We start from the raw sequence: 20,007 nt of genomic DNA, 5'->3' as shown, positions 1-20,007 counted from the left end.
GTATCGGGCCGATCGACAGTCAAAAATAGTCCAGCTTTTCGTTTTTTGCTGTGAAATCAATATAGAAGACGTGTTTCAGCTATAGTTCCAGCCTGCAGGGTGCTTGCCTCCGCTAAAGCTGCTTACTATAGTCGAAAGGCATTTCTTTAATTGGTTTCAAGGCGATATGTTTGAGCGACGCGATTTTCTGATGGCTGCTGGTGCTGCCGTGGTGGCCAGTGGAGCCATGTCTCGGTCAAGGGCCGAGGAGGTGCCGCTTCCGGTTGCCAAGAAAAATGGGATCGCGCTGGCGCTTGGCGGCGGCGCGGCCAAGGGCTTTGCCCACATCCCCTATCTGGAATGTCTGGACGAGATGGGCGTGCGTCCGGCGCAGCTTGCCGGCACATCCATGGGCGGCATCATGGCGGCGCTTTACGCTGCGGGCATGAGCGGCAGGGAAATCCGCGAAAGCACGCTGGAACTGTTTGACGAGAAAGAGCCGCTGTTGCGCAAACTCCTGCTCAACGGCACCAATACCTGGGCCTCGCTGTTCAATCTCATGCGACCAGCCGTTATTGATCCGCAAGTCCTGTTCGAGGCGGTTCTGCCGCCTGTTCTGCCGGAGATGTTCTCTGGCCTTTCAATCCCGCTCCGTGTGGTTGCAACCGATTTCTATCGCCAGAGCCAGGCTGTTCTGGAAAGTGGCGCATTGCTGCCGGCCATTTCCGCCTCGGCGGCGCTGCCAGTGCTTCTGACGCCGGTCGTCATCGGCGACAAGGTTCTGATTGATGGCGGCTTCGTCAATCCGACGCCTTTTGATGTGCTCGACAGCGAGCGTTATGTCACCGTCGGGATCGATGTGACGGGATCGCTTCCGCGCGACGGGACCGATATTCCCGGTTCGCTGGAGACCTGGGCGGGCTCGTTTAGCATCACCCAGCGGTCGATCGTGCTTGAAAAGCTGAAATGCGGAGGGCCGGATCTCTATGTCGCCCCGCCGGTCGGTCAGTTCGCAACGATGGACTTTTTTGACGTGAAAGCAATTCTGACGGCTGCCGATACGGGCCGCGATGCATTCAAACACAAGGTTGCGGCACTTCTGGAACTATAACGGTTCGCGCAGAAATACGGCGCAAAGTGAGAGGGAAGAGCAGTGACGGACGACGACAATCAAGCCAGTTTCCTGTCAATCAGCCTGTTTTCGCTGGCGCTGGGACTGGTCTTTTTTGCCTTTTCATTCACCCCGTCGCTGATTCCGCGCAGCTATGCTGTTCAGGGGGCGCTGGCCGGGCTTGTTACCGCAATTGGCTATATGATCGGCCGCCTGACGGTGTCGGTCTGGCGCGGCATGGAACTTTGGGAGCCACGCGGCGCGCTGCGGCTTTATCTGCGCGTTGGTATCCTTGTGCTGGCGCTCATCCTGTTGATCGTCTTTATGGCGATGGCACCGGACTGGCAGAATTCGGTGCGTCTGCGGGTTGGCATGGAGCCGGTCGAAAACACGGCCTATTTCGGCATTCTCGGTCTGGCCATTGTCATCTTCGCCGTTCTGTTTGTCATCGGAACGCTTGTGCAACGGGTCTTCGACCTGCTGCGCTTCCGGCTCTACCGGATCATGCGTCCGCGTGCGGCGAGCCTGCTTGGGCTGGTGATCGTACTCTTCGTCAGTTTTTTCGCCTCGCGCGACTGGGTGCTGCCTGCGGTGATCGATTTTCTCGACAATAGCTACGAGACGGCGCAGGATCTGTTCGAGACGGCGCCGCCGCAGCCAACCGACCCGATGATTGCCGGCAGTGCCGCCTCGCTTGTCAGCTGGGCGGCAATGGGGCAGCCGGGCCGGAACTATGTGACCGGGGCGCCGAACAGCTCCGATATCGCTGCCTTTTCCGGCACGCCGGCGAAACAGCCCATCCGCGTTTATGTCGGGCGCTCTCAGGATGATGATCCGATGGCGCGGGCAGAACTCGCATTGAAAGAGCTTATCCGACTGAAAGCCTTTGACCGCAAGGCGCTTTTGGTGATGAGCCCGACAGGTACAGGCTGGCTCGATCCGGGTGCGCTGGATACATTTGAATATATCGAAAACGGTGATGCGGCCTCCGTTGCCGTGCAATATTCCTATCTGCAGTCGCCGCTGGCGCTGATCTTTGAAACCCGCACCGGGCTGGATCAGGCAACCGCGACAATGCGGGTCGTGTATGATTACTGGCGCAGCCTGCCGGCCGATCATCGTCCCAAGCTCTATATGCACGGGATCAGCCTCGGCGCCTGGTCGTCCATGTATTCCTTCGATATGTTTGATATGATCAACGAGCCGGTTGATGGCGCGCTTTGGGCCGGGCCGCCCTTTCCGTCGGATTTGTGGAACCGCACTGTTGATAGCCGTGATCCGGGGTCGCCCTATGTCCTGCCGCAGATCGGCACGGGAGAAGTGGTTCGCTTCGCCTCTCAATATGCTCAGGCCGCCCGCGAGGGCCCCGACTGGGGCAGAACGCGAATCATTTTCCTGCAATATGCTTCCGATCCGATTGTCTTTTTCGAGCCGGACTCGTTTTTCCACAAGCCGCGCTGGATGCGTGAGCCGCCTGCGCCCGACGTATCCGAAAAACTCAGATATTTTCCAATCGTCACAGAATTTCAGCTTGCGGTCGATATGGCACTTTCCAAAGCGTTACCTGAAGGTTACGGTCATAATTACGTCGCGCGCGACTATATCGATGCCTGGCTGGAAATCCTGAATCCGCCGGACTGGTCGGACGAAAAGACCCGCGAACTTAAAGATGTATGCCGCTGGGGCGAGGTCTATGGCTGCAAGGCGCCCGATGCGGCGACACAGGCCACAATGGGTCTGAATTGAGATTGGTAGAGCTTGCTCTCGAGAATGGAGAGCGCTAGCGTTTGTCTGCTACGCTGTAAAACAGGCCAATAAACGAGCTTTCGGGCGAGGAAATACTCTCATAAAAAAGTAAGTCCGCAGTCGGATGCCTATTGGCCGTTCGTGCGTTACAAGGGGACAAGTGCATGGATTTTTTCAATACCATTTTCGACGCCATTAATAATTTGACCTGGGGATGGGCGCTTGTCCCGTTTCTGGTGATCTTTGGTGTGTTTTTTACAATTTCGACCGGATTCGTTCAGTTCCGCTTCTTCAAGCGGATGTTCGGTGTGTTGTTCGGCGATGAGGACGGAGATCCGTCGAAGATCAGTGCACGCGAGGCGCTGTTTGTTTCGATCGGTGGCCGCGTCGGCGGCGGCAATATTGCCGGTGTTGCCGTTGCTATCACAGCCGGCGGGCCGGGCGCTGTGTTCTGGATGTGGGTCATTGCCCTGATCGGCATGTGTTCAGGTCTGATCGAAGCGACGCTGGCCCAGGCCTTCAAGCGCACCATGCCAAGCGGGGATTACCGAGGCGGTCCTGCCTTTGCGATCATTCACGGCCTTGGCAGGAATTATCGCTGGCTGGCCGTGATCTATGCAATCTGCCTGATTGCCTCCTTCGCTATCGGCTTCAATGCTTTCCAGGGCAATACCGTTGCGGGTGCTGCCGCTGACAGCCTCGGCATCCCGCGCTTCGCCACCGGTATCTTCCTTGCCATCATCACCGGGGGCATTATCTATGGCGGCATTCATCGCATTGCCAAGGCCTCGGATATCATCGTTCCGGTTATGGCCCTTGGATACATCGCCATGGCGGTGCTGATCATCTTGCTCAACATCACCTCGCTGCCGGCGGTGATCTGGGAGATCGTTGCCAATGCAGTCGGCATTCGTGAGGCGGTTGCCGGCGGTGTCGGGGCGGCGGTTGCCAATGGTCTGCGTCGCGGTCTGTTCTCCAACGAAGCAGGTCTTGGTTCAGCGCCGAATGTCGCCGCGACGGCTTATGTGCGCCATCCGGTCAGCCAGGGCATCACCCAGAGCTTCTCGGTCTTCATCGATACGATGGTGGTCTGCTCCTGCACCGCCTTCATCATTCTGCTCGGCGATGTCTATCAGCCGGGTGCGGAAAATGTCGATGGCGTCGCCCTTACCCAGCAGTCCATGGTCAGCCATGTCGGCAGCTGGGCGCAATATTATCTGACGGTGGCGATCTTCCTGTTCTCTTTCTCGTCGATCATCTACAACTACTATCTCGGTGAGAATGCCCTGACCTTCATGACAGGCAAGAAGGTGGCGACCCATATTCTCCGTCTTGCCGTTATCGTCATTGTCTTCATTGGCGCTGTGGCGCCGGGCGCAACGGCGGTGTTCAATTTCTCCGATCCGATGATGGGCGTGCTCGCCATCGTCAATCTTCTGGCGATGATGATGCTGTTCCCGATCGCATTGCGGCTGATCAATGATTTCCGCGCGCAGCTTGCCGCAGGCAATCATCGTCCGGTCTTCGATCCGAAGAACTTCCCGGATCTTGATACCGATCCGACCGCCTGGCCGGACGCAAAGTAAGCTGTTTTGACGTTGAAAGGATAGGCAAGGCCGGTCATTTGTGACCGGCCTTCAGCTTGCCTGTTTGGGGTGGAGCCGCCGCGCGCGCCGTCGTCATCCCTGTGCTTGTCACGGGGATCCATATCTATAAGACGTTGAATAGGCGGAGTCTTTCGTTGCGAGGACGCTGGATGCCTGTGGACCAAGCACAGGCACGACGTCAGCGAAGGGGGCGAGGTCTGTCAGCGCTCTGGGCCGGCGGGAAACCGCCGGCTTTTCTCATGAGGTTGCCTTGGGCGGGGCCTCGGCTTCGGTTTCCGTTGCGACGTCCTTTGTGAAGTCAGGTTCTTCGCCGACGCCATCGTCACGGGTGAGATAGAGCGTGGAGGAAGGGAACGCAAATCCGCTGCCGTTTTCTTCGGCAATGGTGCGGATCGACAGCAGCAGCTCCTCCTGAATAGCCAGGAAAGCGTTCATATCTGAGGCCAGTACGGTGGTGAAAACATCGATATTGATCGAGAAATCGCCATAGCCGACGACGCGCACGCGCAAGGGGTCCGGGCGCACATCCTTGTGTTCCTCCAGCATCGCCTTGATCTTTTCGCAGATCGCTGTCAGCGCCGCATTGCTGGTCTCATAGCGCAGGCCGATGGCATGGCGGAACAGGAAGACGTCGCGCTGGCTGTAATTGATGATTTTGGTCTTGGCGAGATCGGAATTGGCGATGGTGATCAGCGTCCTGTCCAGTGCGCGGATCCGCGTCGAACGGATGCCGATCTCCTCGATCGTGCCGGATACATCGGCAAAGGAGACGAACTCACCCACCCGGACCAGCCCATCAGTATAGAGGATCACGCCGCCGATCAGGTTTTCGATCGTCGGCTGGGCGGCCAGCGCGATGGCGAGACCACCGACGCCGAGACCGGCGACAACACCATAGATCGGAATGCCGATCCGGGTTGCGCCATAACCCGCAATCAGAATGGCGACGCCAAAGGAAAGCACGCGGAAGCCGGTACGCACCAGGCTGGCATCAAGGCTGGTGCGGGTGATCGCCTGACTACGCACTGCCCAGAGATAGAAAAGCTGCAACATCTGATAGGTGAGCCAGGCGCAGGAGGCCCAGACAATGGCGGAGGTTGCCGTTGTGGTGAATTGCAGTAGAGGCCCGGTGATGTTGATCTGTTCCTCGCACAGATAGCGGAACAGATTGGCTGCGATAATGACCAGCGCCGGTTGCACGACATGGCGCAGCTGGCGCAGCGACTGGTTCAGCGGGATGGCGCGCATCCGCCGCCAGCGTGTATAAAGCACGATAGTCATGACAAAGAGGCCGCACAGCGCAACGAGGCCGATCCATTGCCAGACGGCTTGCCCGTGGCTCTTGTTCTGAAGCCATTTGGGACCTTTGAGGATGTAGTCATACCATTTAGGCGCGACCAGATTGCCCGGCGTATAGACATAATAGTCATAAAGATCTTCGCCGTGATCGGCTTGCACAGGCAGGGCGCGGACGAGATTATAATCATCGCCAATACGGCCGACCGTATCGGTGGTGAAGAGATATTTGCCCACATCCTCGCCCGTAGTCTGCTTGGCGATGACGAGGTCGGTTCCCGGTATCTTCCAGCGCTCAGGCAGGCTGGCGCTGTCGCTTTCCGATGCATTTGCCTCGGCATCGGGGCTCTCGCCGGGAACATCTTCAAGCGATGGTAGGTAGATGCGATCAAGGATCTCCTGAAGCTGCAGCACGGTCTCCACACCAGCGCGATCACGGGCTGTGGCGGGTATCTGCGACAGATCCAGGGTTTCACTGGCCTTGTCGAGCAAAGCGCGGACCTGGGTCAGCTTGCTGCGTTCGGCGCCGGAGAGGAAGAATTCCTTGCTGTCGAAGAAGTGATTCCGCACTGCGATCCACTCGCTGTTGGCCTCATGCATGATCAGCAGAAAGCTCTCCAGCGTTGCCCGTGGTGAGCTGGTGTCTGGCGGCGAGATCGGGTTGCCGATCATCTGGCGATAAAGCGGACTGTGATCGTCGATCTTAAGGGCTGCTTCGGTTTTGGCGTCGGTTTCGGCTGTGGCGGCCTGGGCGACGAGGAGGTCTTCGGCATGGATCGGTGGACAGGGCAGCAGCCAGATCATGAATGCAAGGACAGCAAGCAGCAGGTTACCCGGCCAAATGGATGAAATGGTTGCTGGCAAGAGCTTCTCCCCCGGTAATCCGTTCACGTCTTCTTGTCTGCAAAGACCCTGATGCAGGTCCGCGCATTGTTACAGGTAAGAGTTTAACGAAAAAAACACAGGTGAAAATGCCAGACACAGCGTTTTCAGTGATTTACCAAAGATGGGTCAGAAATGGTCCCGGTCTGGGTGACGGGCTCACAGTGAGGTGCGGGCGCGAAGCGCTGCCACCAGCGTTCCCTCATCGAGATAATCCAGTTCGCCGCCCACCGGCACGCCATGGGCAAGCCGGGTGATCTTCACGTCGATCCCGTCGAGCTGATCGGTGATGTAATGGGCGGTCGCCTGACCTTCGACCGTGGCATTGACGGCGATGATCAGTTCGCGAACCGCGCCATCCTTCACCCGATTGATGAGGGCGGCAATGGTCAGGTCCTCGGGGCCGATGCCATCCAGTGGCGACAGCGTGCCGCCGAGCACGTGATAGGCGGCATTCATGGCGCCAGCGCGTTCCAGCGCCCAGAGATCACCGACATCCTCGACAACGATGACCAGGCCATGATCGCGGGTCGGATCGGTGCAAATGGTGCAGGGATCGGTCGTGTCGACATTGCCGCAGGTAGAGCAGATCTTGACCTTGTCATAGGCATCCTGCATCGCGCCTGAAAGCGGCCCCATCAGCTGATCGCGCTTCTTGATCAGATGCAGCGCCGCGCGCCGGGCCGAACGGGGGCCAAGCCCCGGAACCTTGGCCAGGAGCTGGATCAGTTTTTCGATTTCAGGGCCGGTGACTCGTTTTGCCATGGCCTTCAAATAGAGCGGTTCTGCAACGAATGAAAGGGGGCGCTTTGGTCAGCCCACGGTTATCACCGTTCGGCTTGTGGGGTTGTCACTCGCCCATGCCTGTTCGATCTGTTCTAGCGGGAATGTTGTTGTCGCAATTTTAAGGCCAGCCGGCTTGAAGGCCGCGAACACGCCGACAATTGCTGCGCGCAGCCGTTCCGGTGCGACACTGCCGAAGCCGCTGCCCATCATCGTGATGGCGGATGCGCGCAGGGATGCCCCCGGCAGGGTGATTTCAGCGCCAGCGATCGCACCGATTTCGACGTAGCGGAGCGGATGAGCAAATTTTGATGCCACCGCAAGAATGGTCTCGGCACTGGGCCCGAAGAGATAATCGAGAACGATATCGATGCCGGCTGAAAAAACATCCCCGATATCGGCTGCAAGAGCCTGAGGGGCCTGGGCGAGGCTGACAGTTCGGTCCGCGCCCAGCGCCTTGAGTTCCTGCAGAGCGCTGGCGTTTCGGCCCGTGGCGATGACATGTGAGGCGCCGAGATGGCGTGCGATCTGGACTGCGAGACGACCTGATGTGCCGGTGGCGCCATTGATCAACACGGTTTCGCCGGGCTGGATCCGTGCGCGTTCAGTCAGTGCCGCATAGGAGGACATGGCGGGGTTGGCGAGCGCGGCGGCGGTCACATCATCAATGCTGTCAGGCAGGGGGATGAGATTGTCCGGCGTGGCCAGCGTCATCTCCGCCAGACTGCCATGCGGCGCTTGAGGAAAGAGGAAATAGACTCGTGCGCCAGTCTCTGTGCGGCCAACGCCGTCGACCCCTGGGACAAAAGGATAATGGGCTGAGGCGCTGTAATGGCGACCTGCGGCGCGACTGCGGGTGACCTGGCTGATCGCTGAAGCGCTGACATGGATGCGAAGGAGGCCGTCAGACGGCTCGGGAAGCGGTCTTTCTGAAAGAATGGGAGGGCTGTCGGGCCCGGTGACTTTCGCTGCCTTCATGGGGTCTTCCTTCCACTTCAGTGGTGCGAACTGCCTGCTTGGCGAAATCTTTTAAATGTGCAAAATACACATAGTTTCGAATTTGGAAGCCTGCAAGGAAAAAATGTGCAAAATACACACAATGTCGCGCGAATGCGTGCCATTCATGGTGCCATTCTTGATATCATGGGCGTGATGAACAGGCCGGACCGCGATGAGCGGATGGTTGAGGCGGCCGGCATTGATCTTGATCGGGCGTTGTTCCCGCTTCTGGTTCTGACCGGGCGATACGGGCCAATCGGCGTTGTCGAACTCGCTGATCGCGTCGGCCGCGATTACACCACGGTCAGCCGCCAGATCGGCAAGCTTGAGGCGCTTGGTCTGGCCGAGCGGCGGGCGGGCAGGCAGGACCGCCGGGTGCGCGAGGCGTTTCTGAGTGAAGAAGGGCGCGCGATGCTTGCGAGGATCGATACGACGCGCGACCGTTTCATGGCCGCGCTGTTTTCGGGCTGGAGTGACGCAGATGTTGCGGATTTCGAGCGGATGCTGTGCCTTTTTGCCGATGCAATACGAGACGGCACGCCAGAAGCGACATGACAGCCGTCAGCGGCTGGCAATCGCCACGGCCGCACCGGCGATGGCACCGGCGCTGGCCCGATTGGCGATCTTCATGGCGCGGCGGCTTTTAAGCAGGCGCCGCGCCCGCGACGCCATGAAGACCCAGGACAGGTCGACACAGGCAAGTACCAGCAGCAGTGTCACCGTCAGTTCGGCCCAGCCCAGCACGCTGACGCGGTTGAGATCGATGATGGTTGGCAGAAGGGCGACATAGAACATCATGATTTTGGGATTGCCGAGCGTCACGCTCATCCCGGTCAGGAACATCTTGATCGGTGAGGTTGCCTGCGGCAGGTCCTCGCCATGGGCTTGAGGGTCACTCACCCACATCTTCCAGGCCAGATAGGCGAGATATGCGACGCCAGCCCATTTGATCACGACGAAGATATCGTGGAAGCGCTCGGCAATGGCCACAAGGCCGAAGACGGCAAGCGTCAACCACAGCGCTTCACCCAGCCACATGGCTGCCAGAAAGGGCAGCACGTCTCTCGCGCCACGGGTGAGAACCCGGGCCACAAGGGCTGCAACGCTCGGCCCCGGCGAGCCGGCGGCGACCACAAGCGTAATGGCGAAAAGGGCGAGCGCTGCGATTGTCATGGCTCTTGCCTCAGAAAGGAAGCTTCATGCCGGGCGGGATCGGCAGGCCGGCGGTCAGTTCCTTGGTCATCTCCTGAGCGGCTTCCTCGGCGCGATCCTTGGCATCGCGGTGGGCGGCAACGATCAGGTCTTCGAGGATTTCGCCTTCGCTTTCGGAAAGAAGCGAAGGGTCTATCTTGATGGAGATGAGTTCGCCCTTGCCGGTCATCTTGACCTTGACAAGGCCGCCGCCGGAAACGCCGTCAACCTCGATTGCGGCGATGTCGCTTTGCAGCTGCTCCATCTTGGCCTGCATTTCCTTCATCTTGCCCATCATGCCCATGAGATCGCGCATGAAAATCTCCTGCTTCGTGTTTTTCTGTTGTCAGTTGTCGTCGTCAAGATCGTCGCCGGGCAGCACATCACCGTCTTCGTTGACGGCAGCGTCCGGTGCACCTTCTTCAAGTTCCGTACTCTCTTCGCCCGGACGGATGCGCACATCGCGGATCACCGCGCCGGGATAAGTCTTGAGAATGGCAATCACATCGGGATCGGCGCGGGCATCGCGGAACAGCGCCTCGCGGGCGGCGGCTTCTGCCGCGACGAGTGTCGGCTGGCCTTGGTCATTGCTGATGGAAACGAACCAGCTTTCCTCGGTCCATTCCTTCAGCTTCGATCCCAGCTCCTGGGTCAGCGAACGCGGCGCGCCCTCTTCGAGATTGACCTCGATCCGGCCCGGTTCCATGCGCACCAGATGAACAAAATTGCGAATTTCGGCACGCAGCTTGATCGAGCGGTGCTTGCTGCACAGGTCGCAGACATCCTGGAGATTGCGCAGGTTGAATTTGCGCGAAGGCTCTGACGGTGGCGGCGGGGCAACGGGTTCCGGCTCCGGTTCCGGCCTGACCGCAATTTCCGGCACGACGACGGTATTGCGGTCCGGGCGCAGCATGGTCACGGTGGCGGAGGGGCGGGCGGGCGCAGCCGTGCTGGCGGATGAGACGGCGCTTGCCGCGCCACCGCCACCGGTCGCGCCTGCCTTTGTGCTGCCATTGGGCCGCGGCGGTGCTGTGGCCTCGCCATTTTCAAGCGCCAGCAAACGGCGGGCAGCATCTTCCGGCGAGGGCAGGTGAGCCGCATGGGCAAGCCGGATCAGCACCATTTCGGCGGCGCCATAGGGGCGCGCGGAATTTTCCGTCTCGGGAATGCCTTTCAGCAGCATCTGCCAGATGCGCGACAGCGCCGAAACAGGCACTGTCGTTGAAAATTCAAGACCTCGCTCGCGCTCGACCTCGCTCAGCGAAACATCAGAACCGGCATCGGGCACATAACGCAGCCGTGTCACCAGATGGGTGAAATCGGCAAGATCCGTCAGCACGATGACCGGATTGGCCCCGGCTTCATACTGTGCTTCGAATTCCGCCAGCGCCGCGGTGACATCGCCGGAGACGATATGGCTGAACAGATCGACGATGCGCGCCCTGTCGGCAAGGCCGAGCATGCTGCTCACCTGCGCTGCTTCTACATGTCCGCCGCCATGGGAAATGGCCTGATCGAGCAGCGACAGGCCGTCACGCGCCGAACCTTCGGCTGCGCGGGCGATCATGGCGACGGCATCGTCCTCGATGGTCACGCCTTCCTTGGCGCAGATCGTGGTGTAAAGCCTTACCAGATCGGCGGCCGGAATGCGGCGCAGGTCAAAGCGCTGGCAACGCGACAGAACGGTAATCGGAACCTTGCGGATTTCCGTGGTCGCGAAGATGAATTTCACATGTTCCGGCGGCTCTTCAAGCGTCTTCAAAAGGCCGTTGAAGGCCTGGGTCGAGAGCATGTGCACTTCGTCGATGATGTAGACCTTGTAGCGCGCAATGCTCGGCCGGTAGCGCACCTGATCAATGATCTCGCGTATGTCATCGATACCGGTATGAGAGGCGGCGTCCATTTCGATCACATCGACGTGGCGGCCGTCCATGATCGCCTGGCAATGTTCGCCAAGCTCGGAAAGCGCGATTGTCGGCCGGTCGATGGTTGCGGTCTTGTAATTCAGAGCACGGGCGAGAATACGGGCCGTCGTCGTCTTGCCGACGCCGCGCACACCCGTCAGCATATAGGCTTGGGCGATGCGGCCGGTCTCAAAGGCGTTGGTCAGGGTTCTGACCATCGGCTCCTGACCGACCATGAGATCGGAGAAATCCTTGGGGCGGTACTTACGCGCAAGAACGCGATATCCGCCGGCGGAAGAATTCGTGCTGGTCGTGTCCGTGGTTTTGTCTTCGCCCATTCTCAACCGTCGCCAGGTTCCTGTTGTTCCCGGGCCAAAAGGCCGGTTGCCGGCCTGTCCAGCGGCCCGAGGCGCATGTCAGCGTCGGCCGGCCCGACAGGTAGTCTGGCAGAGCTGAGCGTGAATTGCGACAGGGAAATGCAAGTTTCAACGCCCGGCTTGACAAGGTGGGAGGCTGGCACGGCGACCCGTGCCGGGCTCGTTAGGGCTGCTTCCTTCCGGACCTGACCCGGTTGGCGAGTGGCTCGTCCACCACCAACCTCCCGCGGCACATATCGGCAATTTGCCTGTTGAATGCAAGCGTTCAGTGGAAAAATCTTTGGGATTGACAGGCCGGGGCCCGCAATGGGGCGAATTGGCGGCTGTTCGGCGCCGCCATATCGCTATTTGCTTGATCGGCTGCCGTCGCAGTGGTTCAATCAATCCAAAGCCTTGGCGAGACGAGCAGGGTCACTGCCGGTCTACCGTTTCCGGGGGGGAGCGGCCGGCGCGAATAAGAACGGGAGTGAAGGAGCGCGAGGGGCATGGAGCGGTTTACAATCAACGAGCGTCTGGCCGAGGACAGCGTTCTCGTCGCCTGTCTCGGGCTCTGTCAGATACGACTTTCACGTGATGCGCGCTGGCCCTGGCTGATTGCCGTGCCGCAGCGTCAGGATGTTGAGGAGATTTTCGACCTTACGCCGCTTGACCAGACCATGCTGACCTTTGAAATCAACGAGGCGGCAGCGGCGCTCAAACAGATGACAGGCGCGGAGAAAATCAATATTGCGGCCATTGGCAATATCGTCCGTCAGCTTCATGTTCATATCGTCGCCCGGTTCGAGGGTGATACAAACTGGCCGGGTCCGATCTGGGGCTATGGCGAGGCCAAGGCACGCGCGCCGGAGGATATGGATGCGCTGTCGCGACAATTTCTGGAGGCTCTGTCGAGCAAATGACACCACTCTTCGAAAATTATGGGCCGCACCGTGATGCGAGTGCGCTGACGGCCTTTGCCGGCTGCCGGATCATTCGTGATTCTGAACATCGTGGAGAAGATGCCCTGCAAAAGGCCGCTGCCGATCCCGAAGCGCGCTTCTTTGCCTTTGCCGATGGCAAGGTCGTGGTCAAGCACGAACGCCAGGTGCTTGACCCCTATTTCGCCCGTTACGAACTGGTTGATCTGTCGCCGGATCGCTCAAGCGCCGTTCTCATCGGCCACGCACCTTCCGGCGCGCCATTGATTTCCATCGATCTTGATCTCGACCCGGCGGCACTGCCGGCGCATCTGAAGGCCACAAGCGCGCGGTCGATGTATTCCGAGGGGCTGTTCGACGAGGCGACGCTCGGCGCTTTCGCGCTGGCCTGCAGCCTGTCTGCCTGGACCCGCAATCATCGTTTCTGCGGTGTCTGCGGTGCGCCGAGCGAGGGGGCAGCCGGTGGCTTTCGCCGGCAATGCACGGCCTGCGGTCATATGATGTTTCCGCGCACCGATCCGGTGGCGATCATGCTGGTGGTGGATGAGGAACGCGACCGTGTGTTGCTTGGTCGCTCGCCGCGCTTCGAGCCGGGGCGCTATTCCTGCCTTGCCGGTTTTCTGGAACCCGGCGAAACTCTGGAGGATGCCGTGCGCCGCGAAACCTTCGAGGAATCGGCCATTCGCGTCGGTCCGGTGCGCTATCACGCCTCCCAGCCCTGGCCGATGCCGCATATGCTGATGCTGGGCTGCTATGGCAAGGCGGAGAGCTTTGACATCACCCGCGATGAATCCGAGCTTGAAGATTGCCGCTGGTTCTCGCGCGATGAACTGAAAGCCATTCTGGAAGACAGGCATCCTGACGGCATCAATGCGCCGCCGGAAGGCGCGATCGCCTATCGGCTGATGCGTGATTTTATCGACTGGCCGGCCTGATCCTTGGCTGGCGCGCGTTGCGGATTTTCGCGCCGCGCGGACAAGGCCTTTTCATATCTAGTAACTTTTTGAAAAATAAAAATAAATGTCCCGAAACAATCAAGGTTCGGGACATTTTTCGTCATGATCTTCTGCGATTTTTGCAACAGGTGTTCAGGGGTGAACGGAAATGGCGAAATTGTCGCTGACGTCCGTAATCGCCTCACCCCTTGCCGGTCTGCCGCATCCATTACGGATGGCTTGCCAGCACGCTTTCAGACCGCCTTCCCGCTTGGAGGTGGTCTGCGCCAGCTTCAGGCTTCCCCCGTTGCCTGGAGCTGGCGTCGCATCGGGTGACCTTCATAGACGCCGAGAATGCGCACTTTTTCGGAAAAGAAGCGCAACTCCTCCAGCGCCCGCGCGACAGCGGGTTCGTCGGGATGGCCTTCAATATCGGCATAAAACTGGGTTGCGATGAAGCGCCCGCCGATCTGGTAGCTTTCCAGCTTGGTCATGTTGATGCCGTTGGTGGCAAAGCCGCCGAGCGCCTTGTAGAGTGCTGCAGGAATATTGCGGACATTGAAGATGAAAGTGGTGACGATCTTCTTGTCCGGGCCGGCGACGGCCCATTTTTCCTTGTCCGACAGGATGACGAAGCGGGTGATGTTGTTTTCCGAATCCTCGACATTTTCCGCCAGGATATCCAGACCGTAAAGCGAGGATGCAAGCCGGGGTGCGAGCGCCGCCATGCTGCGGTCGCCCTTTTCCTGCACCAGCATGGCTGCTCCTGCCGTGTCCCCGGCAATCACCGGGTTCCATTTGTTGCGGCGGATGATCTTGCGGCACTGGCCAAGCGCGTGGATATGGCTGTGAACGGTGCGGATTTCCTCAAGCTGGACACCCGGCAGCGCCATCAGCTGAAAGCGGATCGGCATGAAATATTCGCCGACGATGAACAGGCGTGAATCCGGCAGCTGGTAGTGAATATCAGCGACACGGCCGGCAAGCGTGTTCTCAATCGGGATCATTGCCAGATCGGCATCGCCATTTTCAACCGCCAGGAAAGCATCCTCGAAGGTCTTGCAGGGCAAGGGCTCCATATCGGGATAGACGTCGCGGCAGGCCATGTCCGAATTGGCGCCATGCTCACCCTGGAATGAAATGCGATTGGTTTTGGTGATCATTCCGAAATGTCCCGGTTTTCAAGGATGGCGCGCGCCTTTTCCAGATCCTCCGGCGTGTCGACGCCGAGCGGAACGGTGTTGACGATCTCGACATCGATACGCATGCCATGTTCCAGTGCGCGCAGCTGTTCCAGCTTCTCGCGCTCTTCCAGGAAGGAGCGTGGCAGTGAGACAAAGCGCTCCAGGGCCGCACGGCGATAGGCATAAAGGCCGATGTGATGATAGAGCGGACCTTCACCCCAGGGCGCGGTTGCACGGGTGAAGTAAAGGGCACGCAGACGGTAGGCGCCGATCGGCGCGCCGACAACCTTGACCACCTGCGAGGCCGTCTTTTCGTACTCGTCGGTAATCTCCACGGTCAGCGTCGCGATATCGACGGCCGGGTTTTCAAGCGGCCTGAGCGCTGCACGGATCGTGTTCGGATCAATCGTCGGCAGATCACCCTGTACGTTGATCACCGTCTTGGCGCGGCCTTCCGGGTCAACTTTCTTCAAGGCCTCATAGATACGGTCCGAGCCGGACTGATGGTGCTTGCCGGTCATGACGACCTCGAAGCCGGCTTCGGCGATCACGTTGTAGACCCGTTCGTCGTCAACGGCCACGACCACGCGCGCCATGCCGGCCTCGCGGGCGCGTTCGGCGACCTGAACGATCATCGGCTTGCCGTCGATTTCGGCCAGCGGCTTGTTGGGCAGCCGGGTCGAAGCCATGCGGGCCGGAATGAGAATGATGGTTTCGTCGGAAAGGTTACTGCTCACGGAATGTCTCTTGTTTCTGTGGTCTGAGCCAGGGCGCTTCACGCGCTCCTTGTCCATGGCCGTTGCATCGCTGCATCAAAAGACATAGGTTCTATAAGATTGCAAGGGACACCGGTTGAGGGGCCGGGCGCAAGGGAGCGGGACAGCGATGAATTTTAACCTGAACATGGTGCTGGCGGCGCTACTGGGCACGTTATTCGTGCTCATGTCGGTTTCTTTCGTCTCCGAGGCGATTTTCGACCCGCGCCTGCCGGAGAAGGAAGGCTTTGCAATCGCCGTTCCGGAGGGGATGCAAACGCCGAAAGCAAAGGGACCTGCGGCAACGCCGCTGGCCGAACTGCTGGCCCATGCCAATGCGGATCAGGGGCAGCAGATCTTCAAGCGATGCCAGGCCTGCCATTCGATAGAAAGCGGCGGACCGAATAAGGTCGGTCCCAATCTTTACGGTGTGGTCGACCGGCCGGTCGCCAGCCATCAGGGCTTTGCCTATTCGGCGCCGATGAAGGAGTTCGCCGAAGGCGGGCAGAAACACTGGACCTATGAAAACCTGAATGCCTTCATTACCGCGCCGCGTAAGGATGTGCCGGGTACGGCCATGGGCTTTGCCGGGCTTTCCAGCGACAAGGATCGCGCGGATCTTCTGGCCTATCTGCAGACAGCCTCGGATGCACCCGTGCCGTTCCCCGAGGTGCAGGTGCCGGCCGATACCGCAGCGGCGCCGGCGGGAGATGCGGCTGAAGCGCCGGCAAAAAGCGAATAGGACGCCTCAGAGCCCCAGAATCAGCACCCAGAAGCTGACGGTGAAGACGCCGAGCGCGGTGGTCAGCGTAATGGTTGAGGCGGCGACATTCTTGCCCGTGCCGAACTGGTTGGCGAGCACGAAGGAATTCACGCCGGCAGGCGTTGCGCCGGTCAACACCAGCGCCGCCTTGGCCGCTGGCGGCAGGCCGAGCAGTACGGCGAAGAGATAGACCAGCGCTGGCACCAGCATCAGCTTGATGAAAGTGACGACCGAGAAAAGCCCGACATTGCCCGAGACCTTGTACTGGGTCAGCGTCATACCGATGGCGATCAGCGCCACGGGGGCCGCCATGCTGGCGATCATGTCGATCACGGTCAGCACCGGTCCGCCAAGCTGAATATTGAACAGATGGATCATCGCACCGAAAAACAGCCCGACGACAATCGGGCTCGTCACCAGATTATGGGCAACCGTATAGGCGATCTGGCGCGGCGCGCTGACCGCGCCGCCCTCGCGGCTCTTGGCGTGTTCAACCAGTACGGTCGCCGTGACCATCATCACCGGCATGTGGATGGCGAGCACCAGCGACAGCACGATCAGCCCTTCGCTGCCGACGACGTGGCTGACCAGCGGAATGCCGATAAAGGCGGCATTGGCGAAGGTGCCGGAAAGGCCGATAATAACACCGGAGGCGCGGTCGCGGCCGAAGAAGCGGCGCGCGATCAATGCTGCCGTCGTCCATGAAACGGCGATCGCCGCGAAATAGCAGAGCCAGATCTTCAGCGGCTTGGCATCGGCGAAATTGGCTTCCGCTACGGTGCGCATCAAAAGCATGGGCAGGGCAATTTTGAAGACGAAGCTCGTCAGCATGCCCGCATGGTCGGCCTTGAAATAGTTGATCCTGACGATGGCCCAACCGATCAGAATGAGGATAAAGAGAGGCAGGACGCTATTGACGATGTCTTGCATAGGGAAACTTTCGGGCTCGGGCCTGCTTTGGGAGGGATCACGGCGCAAAAATGCGGGCATAGGTCAGGCGCAGAGGGAAAATGTTCCCACGTTTAAGGGGAGTCAAGCCTTGCTCGCCATCTCGCAGTTGCGAAATCGATTTCGCGGCGCAATATTCAAGCCCGAAGCGCTGCGGCGGGCGGTTGCCGATAGGCCATCAGTGCGGGAAGCGCCGAAAGTAGCGCGGCAACGGCGAGCACGGTGGCGATGCCAGCAAAATCTGCCTGTTCGAAGCTGACAGGCAGGGCGAAGCCGCGTTCGGTCGCGATGCTGTCGGCAATCATTCTTGCAGCGCAAAATCCCGCGCCGTAGCCGAGCAGAATGCCCGTGCCGACAAGCGCAAACAACTCGCTCCAGACAATGGTGAAAACGGCGCCGCGCGGCGCTCCGAAGGCGCGGAGCGCGCCGATCTGGCGGCGGCGCTGGGCGATGTGAATGACGGTCACCATCATCAGCGCTGCGGCGACCAGCAATTGTGCGCCAATGGCAATGGCCGAGAGGACGCGGCGCGCATCCCCCATCGTGGCATAGAGTTTCGTCAGCACTTCGGCGGGAAACACCGCCAGCGTCTCGTGATCCTCGCGATAGGACTGGCGCAGCTTGTAGGCATCGGCAATGGTTTTTGGCTTCACCAGAATGGCAGGCAGGCCCGGTGGTTCGGCGCGGGAAAAGTCTTCATCGAGCGGAGCAGTCGAGTCGATTTCGTGGTGTTCATCCTCATGGGCGCCATCGGCCGGATGATCGGCCTCGTTTTCATGTTCTTCTTCCAGCCCGTGAATATCCCAGACGGCGCGGATCGGCACCATGATGGCACGGTCCCAAGCGGTGCCGGTGAAACCCGCCTTTCCCGTCACGTGATAGGCGAGCTCCGAATGGGTGTGGCCACCATGTTCGATATCGCCATGCATCGGCTTTATTTCAGCGCCGAGCGGCAGGTTGACGGCGGCGCCGATCACGGCCTCACCCTCATGGGCAAACATGCCGCCAGAGATAAAACCCGGCGTTGTTGCGGAAATCAGCGCGCTGGTCGTGCCGACGATCGGATAGCTCTGATAGCTGTCACCGAAGCCGATTGGGGCTGCCCAGTCGACCTGAGGATTGCTGGCAAGATCGGTGAGAACATGACCCGGCATCAACGGCAGGTCTGCGGCTTGCAGAAAGACGGATGACAGTACCAATTGGGTTTCGCTGCCCGGTGCCCCGATGATCAGATCGAATTTCTCAGAGGCGCGGGCACTGCCGAGCCGCAGAGCTCGTTCTGACAGGGTGACGGTAACGCCGAGTGCCGTTGCAAGCGTGACGAGAAGAATGATCACCAGTGATCCGGCCCACAGACGTTTGAGATCGGCGGCAATAAAACGGAGCATGATCAGGGCCTCCATTCGTCGGCGACGATCCGGCCGGTGCGGAATCTGAGACGGCGCTGCATCGGTTCGAGCAGGCGTTCGTCATGGGAAACGACGATCAACGTCGTCTCCCGGCGGGCGGCAAGCTGAAGCAGCAGGCCGGCGACGGCTGCGCCAGCCTCTGCGTCAAGGCTGGCGGTCGGTTCGTCGGCGACAAGGATTGCAGGTTCGCGCAGCAATGCACGGGCAATGGCAACGCGCTGCATCTCGCCGCGTGACATGGTTTCGACCTGCTGGCGGACGCGGGTCAACCCGACGTCGGAGAGAAGCGCTGCCGCGCGATCCCTGAGCGCGGGCGTGAGCCGGTGGCAAAGGCGGGCTGGCAAAAGCACGTTTTCGAGCGCTGAAAGCCCGGAAAAGAGATGAAAATCCTGCATCACCAGGCCGATATTTTCGCCGCGCCAGCGGTCGCGTCTGCTCTCGGAAAGCGTGGCGAGGTCGGTCTCACCCCAGATGGCCTGTCCACCCTTGAGGCGTTCAAGGCCGGTGACGATGTTGACGAAGGTGGATTTGCCCGAACCGGACGGACCGGAAATGGCAACATGCTCGCCGGCGGCAATTTCCAGCCTGTCGATGGCAAGCACCGGTGTTGCAAGGCCTTCAAAGGAAACGGCAATATCGCGAAGTTCAAGGGCGGGCATGGGATGTTTCCAGATGACGGTGGCGGGGTCTAGACCTTCGAATAACGCGCCTCGCGCAGGCGCAGCTGGCTGACAAAGCCGGTGTCGGGATCGCTCCATGAGCCGCGTTCCAGGCGGCCCTTTGCCTCAATCATCTGGTTCGGCTGGACGAAAGTCTGCCGGCGGTCAAGATAGACGACGATGATATTGTCCGGCCAGTCGCTGTCGGTCGAGCAGAAGGGGCAGATCGACATCGGGATTTCCGTCAGTACGAAAAACTGCGCCTCGGCCTTCAGCGGCGGAGCCATGAAGCCGCGGATACGGATCTCTTCCCCGGTGAGTGCCTTGGTCTTGTCGGAATAGGTCATGCCAAGCGGTGAATAGGCACCGTAAATCTCGTCAAAGGCCAGAATCGGCGGTGCGGCAAGGGCAGGGCGGGCGATCCCTGCGATCAAAGCCGCGCCGCTCAGAACAAGCGTCTGCCGTCGCGAATAAAGTACGGGAGAGGTAGCCTTCGTCGTCATCATGGTGTTCCGTCTGGAAATTCAGAAAACCGGGCGGGCGGCCCGCCCGGTTTTCTGAG

19 protein-coding genes and 1 other RNA gene are annotated in these 20,007 nt (G+C 59.8%); 7 read left to right on the top strand and 13 right to left on the bottom strand.

The features are described from left to right. The first annotated feature begins 166 nt into the window (after window positions 1-166). The 3 genes from FJU08_RS08890 to FJU08_RS08880 all read left to right on the top strand — a co-directional run bounded on the left by FJU08_RS08890 (window position 167) and on the right by FJU08_RS08880 (window position 4,422). Window positions 167-1,090, top strand: coding sequence for a patatin-like phospholipase family protein (locus FJU08_RS08890; protein ID WP_141148654.1), 924 nt, complete (start codon window positions 167-169; stop codon window positions 1,088-1,090). A gap of 42 nt (window positions 1,091-1,132) precedes the next feature. Next, window positions 1,133-2,836, top strand: a complete 1,704-nt coding sequence (locus FJU08_RS08885) for an alpha/beta hydrolase (protein WP_141148653.1) — start codon at window positions 1,133-1,135, stop codon at window positions 2,834-2,836. 164 nt (window positions 2,837-3,000) lie between these two features. Next, a complete protein-coding gene (locus FJU08_RS08880) occupies window positions 3,001-4,422 on the top strand; it encodes an alanine/glycine:cation symporter family protein (RefSeq protein WP_141148652.1) in 1,422 nt (473 codons plus the stop codon). 258 nt (window positions 4,423-4,680) lie between these two features. Here FJU08_RS08880 and FJU08_RS08875 read toward each other — a convergent pair whose 3' ends face one another. From FJU08_RS08875 to FJU08_RS08865, 3 genes are all read right to left on the bottom strand, one after another. Beyond that, window positions 4,681-6,603: a mechanosensitive ion channel family protein gene (locus FJU08_RS08875; RefSeq protein ID WP_141148651.1), complete on the bottom strand. Its 1,923-nt coding sequence runs from the start codon at window positions 6,601-6,603 to the stop codon at window positions 4,681-4,683. 177 nt (window positions 6,604-6,780) lie between these two features. Then, window positions 6,781-7,386, bottom strand: coding sequence for a recombination mediator RecR (gene recR / locus FJU08_RS08870; protein ID WP_141148650.1), 606 nt, complete (start codon window positions 7,384-7,386; stop codon window positions 6,781-6,783). Between the two features lie 48 nt (window positions 7,387-7,434). Next, window positions 7,435-8,382, bottom strand: a complete 948-nt coding sequence (locus FJU08_RS08865) for a quinone oxidoreductase family protein (protein WP_141148649.1) — start codon at window positions 8,380-8,382, stop codon at window positions 7,435-7,437. A 105-nt stretch (window positions 8,383-8,487) separates the two neighbouring features. On the opposite strand from FJU08_RS08865, the gene FJU08_RS08860 reads away from it, so the two are divergent. Beyond that, window positions 8,488-8,958 (top strand): MarR family winged helix-turn-helix transcriptional regulator, encoded by a 471-nt coding sequence (locus FJU08_RS08860; protein ID WP_235890640.1) that lies wholly within the window; start codon window positions 8,488-8,490, stop codon window positions 8,956-8,958. Window positions 8,959-8,964: 6 nt separating this feature from the next. Here FJU08_RS08860 and FJU08_RS08855 read toward each other — a convergent pair whose 3' ends face one another. The 4 genes from FJU08_RS08855 to ffs form a co-directional block, all read right to left on the bottom strand. Beyond that, window positions 8,965-9,576 carry a LysE family translocator gene (locus tag FJU08_RS08855; protein WP_141148648.1) on the bottom strand — a complete coding sequence of 204 codons (612 nt, stop codon included), beginning with the start codon at window positions 9,574-9,576 and terminating at the stop codon, window positions 8,965-8,967. Window positions 9,577-9,586: 10 nt separating this feature from the next. Then, window positions 9,587-9,910, bottom strand: a complete 324-nt coding sequence (locus FJU08_RS08850; RefSeq protein WP_141148647.1) for a YbaB/EbfC family nucleoid-associated protein — start codon at window positions 9,908-9,910, stop codon at window positions 9,587-9,589. A gap of 30 nt (window positions 9,911-9,940) precedes the next feature. After that, window positions 9,941-11,836 (bottom strand): DNA polymerase III subunit gamma/tau, encoded by a 1,896-nt coding sequence (locus FJU08_RS08845; protein ID WP_141148646.1) that lies wholly within the window; start codon window positions 11,834-11,836, stop codon window positions 9,941-9,943. A gap of 167 nt (window positions 11,837-12,003) precedes the next feature. Continuing rightward, window positions 12,004-12,100: signal recognition particle sRNA small type (gene ffs, locus FJU08_RS08840), an RNA gene on the bottom strand. A gap of 260 nt (window positions 12,101-12,360) precedes the next feature. Between ffs and FJU08_RS08835 the strand changes: the two genes are divergently transcribed. Both FJU08_RS08835 and nudC read left to right on the top strand, forming a co-directional pair. Further along, window positions 12,361-12,774 carry an HIT family protein gene (locus FJU08_RS08835; RefSeq protein ID WP_141148645.1) on the top strand — a complete coding sequence of 138 codons (414 nt, stop codon included), beginning with the start codon at window positions 12,361-12,363 and terminating at the stop codon, window positions 12,772-12,774. Then, window positions 12,771-13,727, top strand: coding sequence for an NAD(+) diphosphatase (gene nudC / locus FJU08_RS08830; RefSeq protein ID WP_141148644.1), 957 nt, complete (start codon window positions 12,771-12,773; stop codon window positions 13,725-13,727). The genes FJU08_RS08835 and nudC overlap by 4 nt, the downstream gene beginning before the upstream one ends. 293 nt (window positions 13,728-14,020) lie before the next feature. Here the strand turns inward: nudC and FJU08_RS08825 are convergent, their stop codons facing one another. Next, window positions 14,021-14,890 carry a prephenate dehydratase gene (locus FJU08_RS08825; protein ID WP_141148643.1) on the bottom strand — a complete coding sequence of 290 codons (870 nt, stop codon included), beginning with the start codon at window positions 14,888-14,890 and terminating at the stop codon, window positions 14,021-14,023. Further along, the gene (locus tag FJU08_RS08820; RefSeq protein WP_268932130.1) at window positions 14,887-15,648 is read right to left on the bottom strand and encodes a 3-deoxy-manno-octulosonate cytidylyltransferase; all 762 of its coding nucleotides are present in this window, start codon (window positions 15,646-15,648) and stop codon (window positions 14,887-14,889) included. The genes FJU08_RS08825 and FJU08_RS08820 overlap by 4 nt, the downstream gene beginning before the upstream one ends. Window positions 15,649-15,796: 148 nt before the next feature. Here FJU08_RS08820 and FJU08_RS08815 point away from each other — a divergent pair, with 148 nt between their 5' ends. Beyond that, window positions 15,797-16,408, top strand: coding sequence for a c-type cytochrome (locus tag FJU08_RS08815; RefSeq protein ID WP_141148641.1), 612 nt, complete (start codon window positions 15,797-15,799; stop codon window positions 16,406-16,408). A 6-nt stretch (window positions 16,409-16,414) separates the two neighbouring features. On the opposite strand, the gene FJU08_RS08810 is transcribed toward FJU08_RS08815, so the two are convergent. From FJU08_RS08810 to FJU08_RS08795, 4 genes are all read right to left on the bottom strand, one after another. After that, window positions 16,415-17,359: an AEC family transporter gene (locus FJU08_RS08810; RefSeq protein ID WP_141148640.1), complete on the bottom strand. Its 945-nt coding sequence runs from the start codon at window positions 17,357-17,359 to the stop codon at window positions 16,415-16,417. 155 nt (window positions 17,360-17,514) lie between these two features. Beyond that, window positions 17,515-18,765: an ABC transporter permease gene (locus FJU08_RS08805; protein WP_141148639.1), complete on the bottom strand. Its 1,251-nt coding sequence runs from the start codon at window positions 18,763-18,765 to the stop codon at window positions 17,515-17,517. A gap of 2 nt (window positions 18,766-18,767) precedes the next feature. Beyond that, entirely contained in the window at window positions 18,768-19,445 is a 678-nt protein-coding gene (locus tag FJU08_RS08800) for an ABC transporter ATP-binding protein (RefSeq protein ID WP_141148638.1), read from the bottom strand. Window positions 19,446-19,474: 29 nt separating this feature from the next. Further along, the gene (locus FJU08_RS08795; RefSeq protein WP_407943693.1) at window positions 19,475-19,948 is read right to left on the bottom strand and encodes a hypothetical protein; all 474 of its coding nucleotides are present in this window, start codon (window positions 19,946-19,948) and stop codon (window positions 19,475-19,477) included. Between the last annotated feature and the right edge of the window lie 59 nt (window positions 19,949-20,007).

The organism is Martelella alba (assembly GCF_006516955.1).
In the GTDB taxonomy this organism is placed as follows: domain Bacteria; phylum Pseudomonadota; class Alphaproteobacteria; order Rhizobiales; family Rhizobiaceae; genus Martelella; species Martelella alba.
The sequence above is the reverse complement of the archived record's forward strand: the minus strand, read 5'-3'. Positions and strand labels throughout refer to the sequence as shown.